Source organism: Prosthecobacter sp. (genome assembly GCF_044227185.1).
Taxonomy (GTDB): domain Bacteria; phylum Verrucomicrobiota; class Verrucomicrobiia; order Verrucomicrobiales; family Verrucomicrobiaceae; genus Prosthecobacter.
Genome location: NZ_JBGAFO010000018.1, coordinates 1 through 15,525 on the forward strand (window position 1 = coordinate 1; position 15,525 = coordinate 15,525).

The following is a 15,525-nucleotide window of genomic DNA, read 5'->3' on the forward strand; positions in this document are numbered from 1 at the left end:
GCTGTCTGGATGGGAACAACCTCAAAATGCGGAGCACGCAGTGTAACCTATGTTCCCGGTCAGAGTGTAACCCATGTTCCAGTTCAAACCCCTCGGGTGAATCTGCGGGGGAAATGGGGTCAGGGTGCAAATAATTGACAGAACTTCCGCGCAGGCCATCCCCCGAGAACACATCCAAAATCTCATCTCTGCGTTCTCCGAATCTCTGCCTGCCCTCCGTCATGTCCTACGTAGCTCGTAGAGCGAAGGGAGGAAGCTTTAGCGAAGGATGGGCGGTGCAAAACTCCGGCAGCACACCGCATGCAGAACAATCCTTCCATCTTCCATCCGTGCTGATCGTGTCATCCGTGGTTTATGTTCTTCTTCACTCAGCTCCTTGGCTGATCAACTCAGGTGCCTTGATCAGCGTCTCCTCAGCGTCCTATCAGCGGTTTAAAAATCTCCTCTCCCCGCACCCACTCACTCCTCCCCCCACGTCCCCAGGATCACCTCCCACCCCTCCGGGTTCCGTGTATTCCGTGTTTTCCGTGGTTAATCCGCTCGGGTGAATCTGCGGTGAACCCAAAGACGGATTGATACCGCATCAGTGTCAGTCAGGGGTTTCAAATCCTCCCGCCACGAGCTTCGTCCGGATCAGCCCCGCCCATGAGCATTTCGGCACTTCCAAAATGGCCGGCAACGATTACCCTTTCGCCATGAAAATTTTCAAAATGAGCCACACGCTTGGATGGCCTAGAGTCTTCGCGACACCCAGCCATGAATTGTTTGTGGAGGAATTTTTGGATCAAATACCTGCTGTTTCTCGTGATGCCAAAGTGCCGGCTTTTCAGCTTGCCGATATTGAGAAAAAAGGGCTGCCCTTTTATCAAATCAGTCCCTCCATTTTGTGTTTCAACAAAACGGTTTACCTTGGACCCCTGGGGCGCATTTTGAGCTTTTGCGGGGATGTCTTCGAAACAAGACTTAATGACACGGGAGAAGAAATTTTTCTCCTGAATGTCACTGCGATGTACAATTGCATTGATCACGCCAATACGATCTACAATGCCCGTCCTCCTCTGAGGCAGGAGCGCGGGGTGGACCATCAGATGGGCATCAAGGTTCCAGCCTTTTTCCCGGGCCTGATTGGCGATTCGAGTGTGTTTCGAATTCCTCAGCATCAACAATCGGCCATCTATGTCGCCAGCAGAGGACACGAAGATTCGGACGATTTTTATTACATGTACCAGCAGTCCGGCTTGAAGGGACTTGAGTTCCGGCAAGTCTGGGACGGTGACTGAAGCAGCAGGAAAAGCAAAGATGCCGCTCATGAATGGCACTTGATTAAGACGGGGCATCGTCCGCTTAGCATCCCGGTTTTGAGCACCAAAGGTGCGGCCTGTCGCAGCCCAGGGCAAGCGAGCCTCAGCGAGCGCCGCCCTGGGTATAGGCAAAGCAATCCGGGGCAGCAAACCCAGAGCCTTCTTCACACACCGCGATTACCAGCAGCGTTTACCCGTCACCCCTTTGCTGCCTGCGTGTCTCAGCTATCCCAAGACCCACGATCCCCTGCCTTAACCGAGTGCCATTCATGCCAGGCATTTTTTAAGCACCTCAACCCAAACTGTTGATTGGCAAACCCTGAGGTTCACCTGCCTGATCCGGCCCTGGTGCGCGATTGCCAAACCCGAGGTTGATTCACTCAGTTGCCTTGATCAGCGTCTCATCAGCGTCCTATCAGCAGTTAAAAACTCCTCTCCCCGCTGCCAGCTCCCCCACCCCAGGAGAACACATTCAAAATCCCATCTCTGCGTTCTCCGAATCTGCGGTGCAAATCTCCGGACCTTCCGCGTCTTCCGCTTGTTCCGTAGGCCATCTCTGAGATGCAAATCTCCGGCCATTCCTTTGCCCCTTCATTCCTTTGCCAAAAAACAGCGCTCCCTTTTTCGCACGGGCTTTCGACGTTACCCCCCGTCCCACAATCAAGCCCCCTTGAGTTCAGGTGCTTCGTAGCTTTAGCGAAGAATGGGCGGCAAAACCGAACATCCCATCATCCCCTCACTCGCCCAGCCCCTCTCTCCAACAACTTTAACTTTAAACTTTAAACCTTAAACTTAAAACCCTCCCCTCAACCGCAACCAGCTTGCAGAATTGCCGAATCCGACACACAAGTACTCATCTTTATCCTTAATCCACGAAATTCAAACAGCGCGCCAATAAACAAGCCTATTTCTTAAGATCCATCGCCCGCCAGCCGCTCACCCCTTCCCCTTCACCGCCGCCTCCCAGGCCCCCACTTCCTCCGGCACCGCCGCCATCGGGTCCGCCGCCTGGACGGCCTTCCAGGTCTTGAGCCCAAACTCGGCCATGTATTCCAGGTAGTCCGGCTCCAGCCGGGAGGAAGGCTCCGCCAGCGTCTGCCGCCAGGCGTCCCTGGCATGCGCCAGGGCGTCCTCAAAACGCTTCTGGCGCAGCCGGAGGCGGGCCATTTCCCGCAGATCATCCAGCCGGTTCTTGTAGCTGGCGTTGTGCTGGGCATGCTCCTCGTAAATCTGGTGATGAAGCTGCCAGGCCTCCTGCAGGTGGCCGGCCGACTCCTCCGCCCCCGCCAGGGCCGCCAGCGCCCGCGTCATGAGAATGTCGTTCCCGCCCTGCTGGGCCACCCGCAGGCCCTCCCGGGCCGCGCAGAGGGCGGCATCCGGCTGCTTCAGGCTGCGGTGGGCCGCAGCCTGCGCCTCATAGGCCTTGAACAGGTCCTCCCGCAGGGTGTTGGCACGCGCCTCGTCCGTGGCGATGGCCGCGGTGTGGGCCTGGACGAGGGACACCGTCTCCGCCGCGTGGGCGATGGCCTGGGCCGGCAGTCCGGCGCGGTTTTCGATCTCCGCCAGCCAGATGAGCTCATGGGGCAGAATCAGGGTGTCCGCCTGCGCTTTAATGCGCTGAACCACAGCCGCCTGCATCTCCGCCGCACGGGCAAACTTCCCCGCATGGACCTGCAGCTCCACCCGCCGCCGGTCAAGCTCCTGCTGGTACCGGGGCAGCTCCCCGCGCTCCGCCGCCATGGCGGCGCATTCCTCCATCTGCCTCTCCGCGCGCTCAAATTCCCGCGCTGACTCCAGCGCCGCCGCGTTGTCCATGAGGATGATGTGCAGCGCCAGGCCGCTGAGCTGCCTCCGGCGCGCCTCCGCCACGCTTTCCGCCGCCGCCTGCGCCGCCTCCCCGCCCCGGCGCAGCTTCATCCACACCCGCACCAGCAGGCTCTGCGCCCGGAACCAGTTCTCGCTGCCGCGCCCCTCATGCTGCTCGATGTGCTGGCGCAGCGCCTTGAGCTGCTCCACCGCCTGGATGCGGGTGCCGTGATCCACCTCCATGATGAGGTGCAAAAAAGCCGCCTCACGTGCCACCGGATGCTCCGCCCCGCGCCGTGCTGCCGCCATTTGCGCGCACCTGCGCAGCGCCACCAGGGAGAGCTTGCGGTCGCTCATCGCATCATACAGCCCCGCCACCTGGCGCATGAGGTCGATCTGCAAATCCGGGTCCTGCCGCATCTCCTCAATCCGCTGCTGGCTGGTGATGAGCGCCAGCCTCAATGCCTCCGGATTCCTCCCGTTGCGCACCTCATCCGCCACCTCCCCCAGCAGGCTGGTCAGAAAGCTGGACGTCTCACGGCTGCGCAGGGCCTCCGACTCCGCCCGCGCCCGCGCCTCCCAGGCGATCTTCGCCTGCCAGACCGCCACCCCCGCGCCCGTGACCAGTGCCAGCACGCTGACGCAAGCCGCAGCAAATGCCACCCGGTGCCGCCTGACCCAGCGGGAGGCGATGTAAGCGGCGCTGGGCGGGTGCGCGGAGACCGGCGCGCCCTCCAGAAAGCATTGAAGATCAGCGGCAAACTCCGCCGCGCTCTGGTACCGGCGCTGCGGCTCCTTTTCCAGCGCCCGCAGGGCGATCCAGTCGAGATCCGCCGGCAGCCTGGACACATCCATGCGCCTTTCCGGCACCGGGACGGACGCGGCAACGGTCCGGGTGGTGAAGCGGGTGGAGGGGCGCGGGGGATTTTTATCCCGGATGACGCGCCACAGCTCCTGGCGGGTGTGGCAGTGCTGGGTCTCCTTCGCAAAGGGCGGGCTGCCGGTGAGGAGCTCGTACATCACGGTCCCCAGGGCATAGACATCGCTGCGGGTGTCCACACTGCCGATGTCCTCCATCTGCTCCGGGGACATGTAATGCGGGGTGCCGAGGACGAAGTTTGCCTGGGTGGCGATGGTGAGGGCCTGGATGCCCCCGGGAGCGAGGACCTTGGCGATGCCGAAGTCGATGATCTTGGGCACCGGGCGGCCGTCCACCTCGGTGACGAGGATGTTGGAGGGCTTCAGATCCCGGTGGATGACGCCTTTCTGGTGCGCGTGCTGCACGGCGCCGCAGACCTCCCGAAACAACCGGATGCGCTCAAACAGCCCCAGATGCTGCTCCTCGCAAAACGCCGTGATCGGCCTGCCGCGCAGCAGCTCCATCACAAAGAAGGGCCGGCCGTCCGGCGACATCCCCGCATCCAGCATGGTGGCGATGGCGGGGTGCTCCATGGCGGCGAGCAGGCGGCGCTCCTGCTCGAACCGCCCCAGGACCTGGCGCGAGTCCATGCCGCGCTTCAGCAGCTTCAGCGCCACCTCCCGCCGCACCGGCTGGGACTGCTCCGCCCGCCAGACCACCCCAAAGCCGCCCTCGCCGAGCTTTTCAAGGAGGCGGTAGGGACCGAGGAGGTCCCCCGGTTTTTCATCGCCGGGTTCCAGCGGGCCCCCGGCGTCTTCCAGAGCGGCGGCGCTGCCGTCCATCCCACCCTCCAGGGGGGCCGCGGGGGCGGTGGGAAAGAAGGAGGGGGAGTCGGGAGGCATGGACTGGGGCCCAATATCCTTAAGAACCCACAGTAATCCAATGAATCGTCTCCGGAATGGCCCCCTTTGAGACCCTCGAAAGCGGCGCTAAAGACGCCGCAGTCCTGGATTGACCGGCGGGTTCCTCACGCTTCACTGGGGGGGCTCATGACTCCCCTACACCACCTTCGCGCCGGCGTGATCGGCACCGGCTTTATCGGACCCGTTCATATTGAGGCACTTAAGCGGCTGGGCGTGACGGTAAACGGCATCTGCGGCTCGACCAAAAGCGCGCGGCAGGTGGGGAACCTGTGGGGGATTCCGGAGATCTACGGGGACTACGATTATGAGGCGATGTATGCGAGCCCGAACATCGACGTGGTGCATATCACGTCCCCGAACAAGGTGCATGTGGAGCAATGCCTGCATGCGCTGGAGATGGGGAAGCATGTGATCTGCGAGAAGCCACTGGGGATGACGGCGAAGGACACGCAGCTGGTGGTGGATGCGGTGCGCAAGGGCGGGAAGAAGGGCCCGGTGTTTGCGGTGAACTACATGTGCCGCTTTTTCCCGGCGATTCTGCAGATGCGGGCGATGGTGGCGCGGGGTGATCTGGGCAAGATCATGCACGTGCAGGGCCATTTTTTCCAAGACTGGCTGATGTATGAGACGGACTACAACTGGCGGGTGCTGGCGAGCGAGGGCGGCAAGCTGCGCGCGGTGGGGGATGTAGGGACGCACTGGATCGATGCGGTGGGATTCGTGCTGGGGGCGAAGACGCAGAGCGTGTTTGCGCACGTCGAGACGTTTCACAAGACGCGCAAGCGGCCGAAGGGCGAGGTGCAGACGTTTGCGAAGGTGGACCCCAAAAAGATGGTGGACTACAAGGTGGACACGGAGGACTTCGGGAGCGTGCTGCTCAAGTTTGGCAAGGCGAAGCATGGCTTTGCAGACGGGGTGCATGCGAATGCGTTCATCTCACAGGTGGCGGCGGGGTGGAAGTGCAGCCTGAGCTTTGGCGTGTATGGGACGAAGGGGAGCGTGCGCTGGAGCCTGGATCAGCCGAATGAGCTTCTGGTGGGACGACGTGATGAGCCGAACCAGATCATGCACCGCGGGACGCCGGGGTTTCTGGAGGATGTGGCGAACTACACGGACTATCCGCCGGGACATGCGGAGGGCTTCAGCGATGCGCACAAGATGCAGTATCGCGCGGTGTATGAGCACATCGCCAGCGGGAAGCAGACGCCGGTGCTGTTTGCGACGGCGGAGGACGGGCACCACGAGATCCGGCTGTGCGAGGCGATGCTGGAGAGTACGGAGACGGGGAAGTGGGTGAAGGTGTAGAAACTGACGAAAGCACCTTCTGTTATGAGCATGATCGGGCATCTCGCGCGCATCCCGGACGATGTCCGGGTGCTGCTGCATGAGGAGCCCGAGAGAATTTATGAGCTGCTGTATCCTGACTGGGGAAAGATGACGGAGGAGAAGCCGGGGTTCTTTGCCCGCTTGTTCGGACGGAAGAATGCCGAGGATACGAAGGCAGAAAAAATAGCGATCAAGCTCATCGCTGAAGAGGACACTCTCGACATCGACAAGACCTGGCATGCCTTGCATTTTCTCTTCACGGGCTTTGCCTGGGAGGGAGGCTTTCCCGCAGGTTTTTTGGTATCGTGCGGAGAACCGGTGGGAGATGCTGACATGGGATACGGTCCTGCCAGATCGTTTACCGCGGCGGAGGTGAAACAGATCGCGGGATTTTTAGCGAACCTGGACAGGGCTGCTCTGCGAGGGCGGTTTAAGCCGGCGCTGATGGAGAAGATGGAGATCTATCCAAGCATCTGGGGAGACGGCGCGCACCTTGAGGACGAATGGGCTTACTTTGCGGAAGGGCTGAACAACACGATCGAGTTCGTTACGGAGGCGGCGGGGAAAAATCTGTCGCTGCTGGTTTATATTAGCTGAGGGGATGGAGAGGACTCAGATCAGACCCCTAACGGAAGCTCGATTTTGGGGGAGAAATGAGGCACTGTTTTGGCATGAACTGGCTGGCGCATCTTTATTTGTCGGAGGCGGAGGTGGAGTTTCGGGTGGGGAATTTGCTGCCGGACTGGTTGAGGCCGTGGGAGATGGCGGGGCTGGGGGAGGGGTTTCAGAGGGGGATTGAGCGGCATCGGAGGATTGATGCGTTTACGGATGCGCATCCGGTGGTGAGAAGGAGTGTGCGGAGGTTTGAGAGGCCGTTCCGAAGGTATGGGGCGGTGCTGACGGATGTGTTTTATGATCACTTCCTGGCAGCGGGGTGGTGCGGGCACTGTGCGGAGGCACTGCCGCTGGGGGAGTTCATCGGAGGGTTTTATGAGTCGGTGGAAGCGGTGCGGGAGAGCGTGCCGGCGCAGGCGTGGGAGGTGCTGGAACACATGCGGGCGGGAGACTGGCTGGGGTCTTATGCAACGCTGCCGGGGATTGAGACGACGCTGAGGCGGATGAGCAGGAGGCTGCGGAGGCCGTTTGATCTGGCAGCGGCGGTGGCAGTGCTGGAGGAGCAGTATGAGGGGTTCCGGGAGGACTTTGAGGCGTTTTTTCCGGAGGTGAGGCGGGAGTGTTTGTTTGGTCAGGGGGGATGGGGAGGCGCTGGGGAACCGGAGGATTGACGATTGAAGAGCAATCGATTTTTGATTTTCGAGGGGCCGATCCTGCGGGTGAGGAGGCGTGGCAGACATGGCGTCGTTTGAGGAGGAAAGAAGTGAGGGAGGCCGGATTTTGAACCACTAATCGGACACTAATGGAACACTAATGACGGAGGTGGGATCTGATAGTTATGGGAGGGCTTTGATGCGCTTTTGGAGCTGAGGAGGGAGGATTGGCGGTGGGATTTTATGTGTTGATATTTCAACACATAATGGTTGACGGGAGGCGGATGTGTTGAATTATCAGCACATCTATGTGGGACAATCTTGCTTCCAAAAATGTGAGCCGACGTGAGCGGCAGGTGCTGGAAATTGTGATGCGGCGGGGCCGGGCGACGGCGCGGGAGATCGAGGAGGACATGGCTGATGCGCCGACGTATTCGGCGGTGAGGTCGATCCTGAGGCTGCTGGTGGAGAAGGGGCTGCTGGTGAAGACGCTGCAGGGACGCACGGATGAGTTTACGCTGCCGCTGGCGCCGGAGAAGGCGCGGGCGCGGGCGCTGCACCAGATGGTGCGGGACTTTTTCTCGAACTCGGTGGGGGCGGCGGCGATGGCGCTGCTGGGGGACCGGAGGTCGAAGCTGTCGAAAGAGGATGCGGACCAGCTCATGAAACTCATCCAGGAGGCGCGTGAGAAATGAAGACGATTCTCGACTCCTGGCTGCTGGGCGGACTTTCTTATCCGGCGCTGACGTTTCTCATGATCACAGCGCTGAAGAGCAGCGGGATCGTGCTGCTGGCGGGTGCGCTGACGATGTGTCTGCGGCAGCGTGCGGCGCTGTTCCGGCTGTGGGCGTGGCGTGCGTGCCTGGTAGGGCTGGTGAGCCTGCTGGTGTGGCCGTTTGTGCCGATGGCGCTGGACTCGTGGCGGGTGCAGGTGGCGGCGGGCGGTGGCGCGGAAATGCAGGCGGTGGTGGCGACGGCCACGCGGCTGAATGTGGTGCAGGAGTGGCCGAGAGAGGTGGCACCGGAGGTGTTCCGCCCGGAGCGGAGTGCGGGCTTTACGCTGGCGGCGACGCCGGCGGTGCCGCTGGCGCGGATGCGGACGCCTTGGCTTTCTCGTGTGGAGCACTGGGTGTTCCGTGGCTGGTGGGGTGTGGCGGGGCTGCTGTTGGGGCTGCGGGTGCTGCGTGCGCTGTGCGGTCACTGGTGGCTGCGGCACCATGCGGAAGGTGTGCGTGGGGAGCAGGGCTGGCGGCTGGTGCGGGGGCTGAAGTCTCCGGTGGTGACGGGCTGGCGCAGGGCGCAAATCTGGCTGCCAAGCGAGGCGGAGGAGTGGCCGGAGACGAAGATCCGCGCTGTGTGCCTGCATGAGATGGCGCACCATGAGAGGAGAGACGGGGCATGGCAGTGGCTGGGGTGGGCGAGCGCCTGCATGCTGTGGTGGAATCCGCTGTGCTGGGTGGCGCTGAAACAGATGACGGCGGAAGCTGAGCGCAGCGCGGACGAGACGGCGCTGGGACATGACATTGCGGCGACAGATTATGCACAGGTGCTGGTGGAGATCGCTTCGGGTGGTGGGGTGAGGCGGCCTTCTGCGGGAGTGCCGATGCTGGGACGCAGCGACATCCGGCAGCGGGTGGAGTCGATTCTGAGCGGGGTGGGAATGCGCAGCCGGTTTGGCAAGAAGGGCCGCTGGGGGATCGCGATGCTGGGCCTGGCGGCGGTGGTGGCGGCAGGGGTGGAGGTGCGGCAGGTGCAGATGCCTGAACCGACAGGCCCGCTGACGCCGACGGAAAAGGAATGGGTGGAGCGCGGCCTGAATCTGCTGGAGGACCGGCTGGCGAAGCAGACCGGCGTGCACCTGAAAATGAAGCAGTCATGGACGATCGCGGGGCCGGGGCCGAAGACGGTGAGCAGTCCGCAGCCGAGCGTGATCGAGGCCTGGGTGAATGAGATGGGGCAGAGATCCCGCGTGGAATACCGGCCGCATGTGACGCCGTGGACGAATGGAGCTTCACCGTGGTACATCGAAAATGAAACCGAAGCCACCAACGGTCAGAAAGGCTGGAGGTATGACGGGGACGACGTGAAGACGCTTCGCGAGAGCCGGGATCCGAATGCGATGTTCTTTTCACCGTGGAAGCAAAACCAGGAAAGCCTGCTCATGGTGTGCCTGCGCCGGATGCGTGAGAGCGGTTTCAAAAACTTCGGTTTTGACCAAAGCACGGTGGAAGAGAAGGAGGGGCGGCTGATTGTGGAACGGCGGAGCACGCATTCGGGCGAGCTGGCGCGGTGGGAGATCGATCTGGCGCGTGGCTGGATAGCGCTGTACCGCATGGGGTTTCCAGGGCGTACGGATACTGTTTCACTCGTGTGGGAAGCGAAGGTGTGGCAGCAGATGGAGGATGGCATGAACTTCCCGATAATCTGGAGCTGGAGCTACACTTCAGGCAGCGAGGGCAAGACGACCGCGTATGAGAATGAGATCAGCCTGCTGGAGACGACTCGAGGAGTTGGGTATCAGCTGACAGATGCACCGGAGCCGAGCGCGGCCGCGTATGTGGCGGCTGACGGGAGGGCGGCGCATGGTGAGACGCTGGAGCTGAGGTTTGTCGAGGCGAAGGGGAGAAAGCCCATTCCCGATGTGGAAGTGCACTATGAGATCAATGGCGGCAAGCGGCAGAAGGTGATGAGCTCCCATGGGGGCGTGCTGAGCCTGCCGCTGCCGAAGGAGGAGGTGAAAAGCCTGCGGCTATGGGGCCTGAAGGCCGGCTATGTGATGCAGATGGTGCAGTGGCGGCGCTATGGTGACCCGCTGAAGCTGCCGGAGTCGTATGAGGTGAAGCTGACTCCGCAGGGCAAAGCGCTTGGAGGAATCGTGGTGAATGAGAAGGATGAGCCGCTGGAGGGCGTGGAGGTGATGGTGCTGCACCGGGGAGGTGCGACGAGCTGGAATGTGTTTGCGGATGTACATGACAGCGGCTACCGAACAAAGACCGACGCAAGCGGGCGCTGGAAGCTGAAGGGCTATGAGGATGACCTGAGCGGGGCGATGATCTTTGTGGAGCATCCGGACCACAAACGGGTGGCGATGGACTACCGCAGCGCCACGGGCCAGAACTATGAGGCGCTGCATGATGGCAAGAGCAAGGTGGTGCTGAAGGACAGTGAACTGATCGAGATGCGAGGGCTCGTGACTGATGAAGCTGGGAAACCGGTGGCGGGGTGCGGAGTGACGATTGGCGACGACCGCTGGGGACGTTTTGAGGAGCCGAATGCGAAGACGGATGCGGAGGGGCGCTACCGGGTGCGGCTGCAAAAGTCTCCCACCGATTGGATGACCTTTGAGGCGGCTGGTTTCCAACCGCAGATGCACTCAGTGACGGTGACGACGGGCAAGACGGGAATGCAGGACGTGAAGCTGGCCCGGAGCCGCCCGCTGCGACTGCGCCTGGTGGACGAGAAAGGAGCGCCCCTGCCGGACGCGCGGCTGTCCGCGAACCGCTGGCAGGACAAGCGGACGCTGTGGTTCGAGGCGGTCACGGATGCGGAAGGGCGCTGCGAATGGAACGGGGCGCCGGTGGACGAGGTGCAGTGGGACATCGTAGGCGGGATGGGAGCGCTGCGGGATGTGCGCATCTCCGCGAGTGATGAGGAGCAGACGATTGTGTTCCGGCCGGCGGTGCGGTTTGTGGGCAAGGTGCTGGATGCCCGAAGTGGCGAGCCTGTGAAGGCGTTTCAAGTGACACGAGGCGACACGCGGAGTCCGGACATCTACTGGGACAAGGCAGGCAGGCGAAGTTTCAGCGACGGGGTGTTCACCTCTGAAGCGTGGTGGATGCGCTATGACCACAAGCTGCGGATTGAGGCGGAGGGGTATGAGCCGTTTGAGACGGCGCTTTATCCGGCGAAGCAGCAGGAAGAGAGTGTGGTGATCAAGCTGGAGCGGAAGGGGTAGAAGATGCGCCGGAGAAGCCGGAGGTTTGGAGTGAGGGAAGACGACTCCAAGGACGTTCGGCTTTGCCGCAGAGGGGCGGAGAGGCAGAGGGGGCAGAGTTTTTGATTCAACAACTCTGGCTGCTGCTTTGGATTTATCGGACGCCGAGTGATTTCAAACGCTCTAGCCGATCCCCAACGCTTTGCGGATGGCGAGGGCGTCTTCGAGCGCTTTCTCGATGGTATCTCCGAGGACGGTGAAGTGGCCCATTTTTCGGCGGGGGCGGGCTTCGCGTTTGCCGTAGAGGTGGAGCTTGGCGCGGGGGTGATTGAGGACGGGGGACCAGTCGGGGTGGACGAGGGGGGCGGGCCAGATGTCTCCGAGGAGATTGATCATCACCGCCGGGGTGTGCTGGGTGGCATCGCCGAGGGGGAGGCCGCAGATGGCGCGGTGCTGCTGCTGGAACTGATTGGTGCGGCAGGCGTCGATGGTGTAGTGGCCGCTGTTGTGAGGGCGGGGGGCGATCTCGTTGACGATGACTTTGCCGTCAGTGGTGACGAACATTTCGACGGCCATGGTGCCGACGTAGTCGAGACCTTCGGCGACGGCCTGCCAGAGGGCGATGGCTTGTTCGGTGATTTTGGGATCGACGCGGGCGGGGGCGATGGTGACGTCGAGGATGTGATGGGTGTGCTGGTTTTCGACGCAGCCGTGGGTGGCCATGGTGCCATCGATGCCGCGGGCGCCGACGACGGAGACTTCGCAGTCGAAGGTGACCCACTGCTCGACGACGGCGCGCTGGCCGGTGAAGGTGCTCCAGGCAGTGGCGAGATCGGTTTCGGCGGTGACTTTGCACTGGCCTTTGCCGTCGTAGCCGAAGGCGGCGGTTTTGATGACGCAGGGGCGCCCGAGTTCGGCGACGGCGGCTTCGAGTCCTGGGAGGTCGTCGATGACGCGGAAGGGGGCGCAGGCGATGCCTTGATCGCGGAGGAAGTTTTTTTCGCGCTCGCGGTGCTGGGTGGTGATGAGGGCGCGGGAGCCGGGGCGGAGGGGTTTTACTGATTCGACGGCGGCGAGGCAGGAGCCGGGGATGTTTTCGAACTCGGCGGTGACGACATCGACCTGCTGGAGGAAGCTATCTAAAGAGGCGGTGTCGGAGTAGGGGGCGTTGATTTCGAGGTCGGCGAACTGGCCGGCGGGACAGCCGCGGGGTTCATCGGTGAAGATGGCGATGCGGTGGCCGGCGCGGCGGGCCTCGAGGGCGAGCATGCGGCCGAGCTGGCCGCCGCCGAGGACGCCGATGGTGGAGGGTGGGGGGAACTTCATGCCTTGGGTTCGGCTTCGAGTTCCTTCTGGCTTTCGAGTACTTTCTGGGTCTGGCGCTCGCGGAAGGCCTGGAGCTTGGCGGTGAGGCCGGGGCTGTCGCCTGCGAGCATGGAGACGGCGAAGAGTCCGGCATTGAGGGCGCCGGCATTGCCGATGGCGAAGGTGGCGACGGGGATGCCGCCGGGCATCTGGACGATGGAGTAGAGGCTGTCCACGCCGCTGAGGGCGCGGCTTTGCACTGGGACGCCGAGGACGGGGATGGTGGTCATGCTGGCGGTCATGCCGGGGAGATGGGCGGCGCCGCCGGCGCCGGCGATGATGCATTTGAGGCCGCGCTGGGAGGCGGTGGTGGCGTAGTCGTAGAGGAGCTGGGGGGTGCGGTGAGCGCTGACGACTTTCTTTTCAAAGGGGACACCAAATTCCTGCAGCACCTGGGCGGCATTTTGGAGGGTGGGCCAGTCGGAACTGGAGCCCATGATGATGCCCACGAGGGGCTTGGCAGAGGCGGAAGTGCTCATCGGGAAAAGGAGGGGTCACGATGGCGGGGGGTGGGACGGGGACAAATTTTTTCTGGATGAGATTTGGGCTTTATGGGCGTTCCGAAACGTGGGCCGGAACGGAGAGTTTTAACCGTTCATTTCATGCGAGGCTCTGGCCCCTTGAGCGCGATGTGCCTGATGAAGCTGGCACCCGCAACGTTGTTCTCGAACAAGGTGGCGCTCCAGCCGGTGATGAATTCGATGCGGAGACTCAGCCCTGTTTTCAACCGATCACGGCATGCGAGGCGGCAGGCTCATTGAATGGGGAAAGGGGAACTGCGGCGAGGGTGGGATGGAGGCGGTGGTCAGTCGAGGCGTTTGACCTCGAGCTCGACGTGGAGGGCGGAGGTGGCGCCGGGGGGGCCGTCGAAGTGGCCGGAGACGGGGGCGGCGTCCTGGTAGTCACGGCCGGTGGCGATCTTGATGTGGCGCTCGTCGGCGAGGGTGGCGTTGGTGGGATCGAGGCCGAACCAGCCTTTGCCGGGGATGTGTACCTCACACCAGGCGTGTGAGGCCTGGGCGCCGCGGAGGTGGGAGTCGGGGCCGTTGTAGAGATAGCCGCTGACGTAGCGGGCGGGAATGCGGAGGGAACGGCAGATGCCGATCATGAGGTGGGCGAAGTCCTGGCAGACGCCGTGTTTCTTTTCCAGGACCTCGCTCATGTGGGTGGAGGCGGTGGTGCTGTTGGGCAGGTAGGTCCACTCGCGGTAGATGTGCTGCATGACGGCCTCGGCGGTGGCGAAGATGTCGTCGCTGTCGTTGCGGATGTCGATGCCGAGGCGCCAGACTTCGGGGGTGACGGAGACGTAGTGGCTGTCTCCGAGGAAGGGTGAGACCATTTCGTCCGTCTCGGTTTTGAGGGCCTCAAAACGGACGCCGAGGGGGCGGCCGTCCTTGTAGGGGTTGGTGGTGTTGATGGTCGATTGCGACTCGATGACGAGGTCGGTGTGGGGCTCGGTGACGTCGAAGTAGTGGACGTAGTTGAGCCAGTTGTCGCGGAAGTGCTGGAGCCGCGCCGGGGGCTTGACGTTGAGGAGGAAGAACTCGAGGCGTGACTTGTCGTCCGTGACGGGACGGAGGCGCACTTCATTGTAGCTGTCGCGTACCGCGGCGCGGTACACGTAACGCGTGCGGTGGAAAACTCGGAAACGCATGGCTGGAACGGCAGGAGACGACTACGCGTGATTACTGCTGCTGTTGTTGCTGCTGCTGAATGTGCATGTCTTCGCCGGCATGCGCATGATACGCTCCTGGAGCGCTGTCCGGCGATGAATCGTCCGGAGGCATGGTGAGGTCCGCATGAAGCACGAAGGTCTGGAAGATGGCCTCGCCGATCTGATTGAGGCGGGTCTGGAGGTCATCGATGTACTCGTGGAGGCCGGTGGCGAGGACCTCCTCGACGGTGGTGTAGGCGAGATCCGCGCGGAGGCGGCCGACATGGCGGAGGGGGGCGGGCATGCCCTGGAGACCAGCGCCGGCGCAGAGGGCCTGGAGCGCGGTCTGCGCCTCCGCCACGCAGCAGGCGATGGAGCGGGGGAAGGTTTCGTCCAAAAGGAGGTACTCGATGATCTGGGTGGGATCGAGCTTGCTGCACTGGGCCTGAAAGGCGTGCCAGGCGGAGCAGGAGCGGAGGAGGGCGGCCCAGCGGAGAGGACGCGCCTGCGCGTGCGGCGGGAGCTCCAGGGAGAGGCTGGAGCAGGTGTCCAGCAGGCGGGACATTTTGTCCGCCCGCTCCAGGCAGGTGCCGAGGCGGAGGAAGTGCCAGATTTCACCGCGGGGGGTGGTGGAGTCCGCGATGCCCTGGAACTGATAGGAGCCGCGCAGGACGCGCTCGTAGTAGGCAGCGCTCTGGGTGCGGTGCATGGTCTTGCCCTCTGCGGACTCGACGAAGAGGCGCAGGGAGTTCAAGGACTCCCAGATTTCGTCGGAGATCTGGTCCCGCACGGTGCGCGCGTTTTCACGGGCGGCGCGGATGCTGTTGAGCATGGAGTTGGGATTGTCCGCGCGGAGGGCGAGGAACTCGGTGACGTCCTTGCCTTTGATTTTTTTGTGGTGGGTGAAGTAGGCCTCTTCATCGCCCGTGGTGGCGAGGAGGGGCTGCCAGAACTGGGCCTCATCGACACCGTCGGAACCGGCATCAAGGAGGAGATCCTGGGTGGAAAGCAGGAGGCGTGAGAGGTTTTCCGCACGCTCGACGTAGCGTGCCATCCAGTAAATGCTGTCTGCGACTCGGCTAAGCATGG

11 protein-coding genes are annotated in these 15,525 nt (G+C 62.6%); 6 read left to right on the forward strand and 5 right to left on the reverse strand.

Features of this window, described 5'->3' with window-relative positions; genetic code table 11:
• Positions 1 to 695 precede the first annotated feature (695 nt).
• Positions 696 to 1,280 carry a hypothetical protein gene (locus tag ACILSQ_RS28980; protein WP_395747191.1) on the forward strand — a complete coding sequence of 195 codons (585 nt, stop codon included), beginning with the start codon at positions 696 to 698 and terminating at the stop codon, positions 1,278 to 1,280.
• Between the two features lie 957 nt (positions 1,281 to 2,237).
• Here the strand turns inward: ACILSQ_RS28980 and ACILSQ_RS28985 are convergent.
• Entirely contained in the window at positions 2,238 to 4,868 is a 2,631-nt protein-coding gene (locus ACILSQ_RS28985) for a protein kinase domain-containing protein (protein ID WP_395747192.1), read from the reverse strand.
• Between the two features lie 147 nt (positions 4,869 to 5,015).
• On the opposite strand from ACILSQ_RS28985, the gene ACILSQ_RS28990 reads away from it, so the two are divergent.
• The 5 genes from ACILSQ_RS28990 (at position 5,016) to ACILSQ_RS29010 (ending at position 11,438) form a co-directional block, all read left to right on the forward strand.
• Positions 5,016 to 6,194: a Gfo/Idh/MocA family protein gene (locus ACILSQ_RS28990; protein WP_395747193.1), complete on the forward strand. Its 1,179-nt coding sequence runs from the start codon at positions 5,016 to 5,018 to the stop codon at positions 6,192 to 6,194.
• Positions 6,195 to 6,218: 24 nt separating this feature from the next.
• The gene (locus ACILSQ_RS28995) at positions 6,219 to 6,812 is read left to right on the forward strand and encodes a YfbM family protein (RefSeq protein WP_395747194.1); all 594 of its coding nucleotides are present in this window, start codon (positions 6,219 to 6,221) and stop codon (positions 6,810 to 6,812) included.
• Between the two features lie 56 nt (positions 6,813 to 6,868).
• Positions 6,869 to 7,501 carry an ACP phosphodiesterase gene (locus ACILSQ_RS29000; RefSeq protein WP_395747195.1) on the forward strand — a complete coding sequence of 211 codons (633 nt, stop codon included), beginning with the start codon at positions 6,869 to 6,871 and terminating at the stop codon, positions 7,499 to 7,501.
• 290 nt (positions 7,502 to 7,791) lie between these two features.
• Positions 7,792 to 8,178, forward strand: a complete 387-nt coding sequence (locus ACILSQ_RS29005; RefSeq protein WP_395747196.1) for a BlaI/MecI/CopY family transcriptional regulator — start codon at positions 7,792 to 7,794, stop codon at positions 8,176 to 8,178.
• Positions 8,175 to 11,438, forward strand: a complete 3,264-nt coding sequence (locus ACILSQ_RS29010; protein ID WP_395747197.1) for a M56 family metallopeptidase — start codon at positions 8,175 to 8,177, stop codon at positions 11,436 to 11,438. The genes ACILSQ_RS29005 and ACILSQ_RS29010 overlap by 4 nt, the downstream gene beginning before the upstream one ends.
• A 162-nt stretch (positions 11,439 to 11,600) precedes the next feature.
• Here ACILSQ_RS29010 and ACILSQ_RS29015 read toward each other — a convergent pair whose 3' ends face one another.
• The 4 genes from ACILSQ_RS29015 to ACILSQ_RS29030 form a co-directional block, all read right to left on the reverse strand.
• Positions 11,601 to 12,743, reverse strand: coding sequence for a 5-(carboxyamino)imidazole ribonucleotide synthase (locus tag ACILSQ_RS29015; RefSeq protein WP_395747198.1), 1,143 nt, complete (start codon positions 12,741 to 12,743; stop codon positions 11,601 to 11,603).
• The gene (gene purE / locus ACILSQ_RS29020; RefSeq protein ID WP_395747199.1) at positions 12,740 to 13,261 is read right to left on the reverse strand and encodes a 5-(carboxyamino)imidazole ribonucleotide mutase; all 522 of its coding nucleotides are present in this window, start codon (positions 13,259 to 13,261) and stop codon (positions 12,740 to 12,742) included. The genes ACILSQ_RS29015 and purE overlap by 4 nt, the downstream gene beginning before the upstream one ends.
• A gap of 326 nt (positions 13,262 to 13,587) precedes the next feature.
• Positions 13,588 to 14,436 (reverse strand): transglutaminase domain-containing protein, encoded by an 849-nt coding sequence (locus ACILSQ_RS29025; RefSeq protein WP_395747200.1) that lies wholly within the window; start codon positions 14,434 to 14,436, stop codon positions 13,588 to 13,590.
• Between the two features lie 31 nt (positions 14,437 to 14,467).
• Positions 14,468 to 15,523, reverse strand: a complete 1,056-nt coding sequence (locus tag ACILSQ_RS29030) for an alpha-E domain-containing protein (protein WP_395747201.1) — start codon at positions 15,521 to 15,523, stop codon at positions 14,468 to 14,470.
• Positions 15,524 to 15,525: the final 2 nt, after the last annotated feature.

Bases quoted from the DNA above. Each gene is read 5' to 3' on its own strand.
- ACILSQ_RS28980 (WP_395747191.1), top strand. From the start codon at position 696: ATGAAAATTTTCAAAATGAGCCACACGCTTGGATGGCCTAGAGTCTTC.
- ACILSQ_RS28985 (WP_395747192.1), bottom strand. From the start codon at position 4,868: ATGCCTCCCGACTCCCCCTCCTTCTTTCCCACCGCCCCCGCGGCCCCC.
- ACILSQ_RS28990 (WP_395747193.1), top strand. From the start codon at position 5,016: ATGACTCCCCTACACCACCTTCGCGCCGGCGTGATCGGCACCGGCTTT.
- ACILSQ_RS28995 (WP_395747194.1), top strand. From the start codon at position 6,219: ATGAGCATGATCGGGCATCTCGCGCGCATCCCGGACGATGTCCGGGTG.
- ACILSQ_RS29000 (WP_395747195.1), top strand. From the start codon at position 6,869: ATGAGGCACTGTTTTGGCATGAACTGGCTGGCGCATCTTTATTTGTCG.
- ACILSQ_RS29005 (WP_395747196.1), top strand. From the start codon at position 7,792: ATGTGGGACAATCTTGCTTCCAAAAATGTGAGCCGACGTGAGCGGCAG.
- ACILSQ_RS29010 (WP_395747197.1), top strand. From the start codon at position 8,175: ATGAAGACGATTCTCGACTCCTGGCTGCTGGGCGGACTTTCTTATCCG.
- ACILSQ_RS29015 (WP_395747198.1), bottom strand. From the start codon at position 12,743: ATGAAGTTCCCCCCACCCTCCACCATCGGCGTCCTCGGCGGCGGCCAG.
- purE (WP_395747199.1), bottom strand. From the start codon at position 13,261: ATGAGCACTTCCGCCTCTGCCAAGCCCCTCGTGGGCATCATCATGGGC.
- ACILSQ_RS29025 (WP_395747200.1), bottom strand. From the start codon at position 14,436: ATGCGTTTCCGAGTTTTCCACCGCACGCGTTACGTGTACCGCGCCGCG.
- ACILSQ_RS29030 (WP_395747201.1), bottom strand. From the start codon at position 15,523: ATGCTTAGCCGAGTCGCAGACAGCATTTACTGGATGGCACGCTACGTC.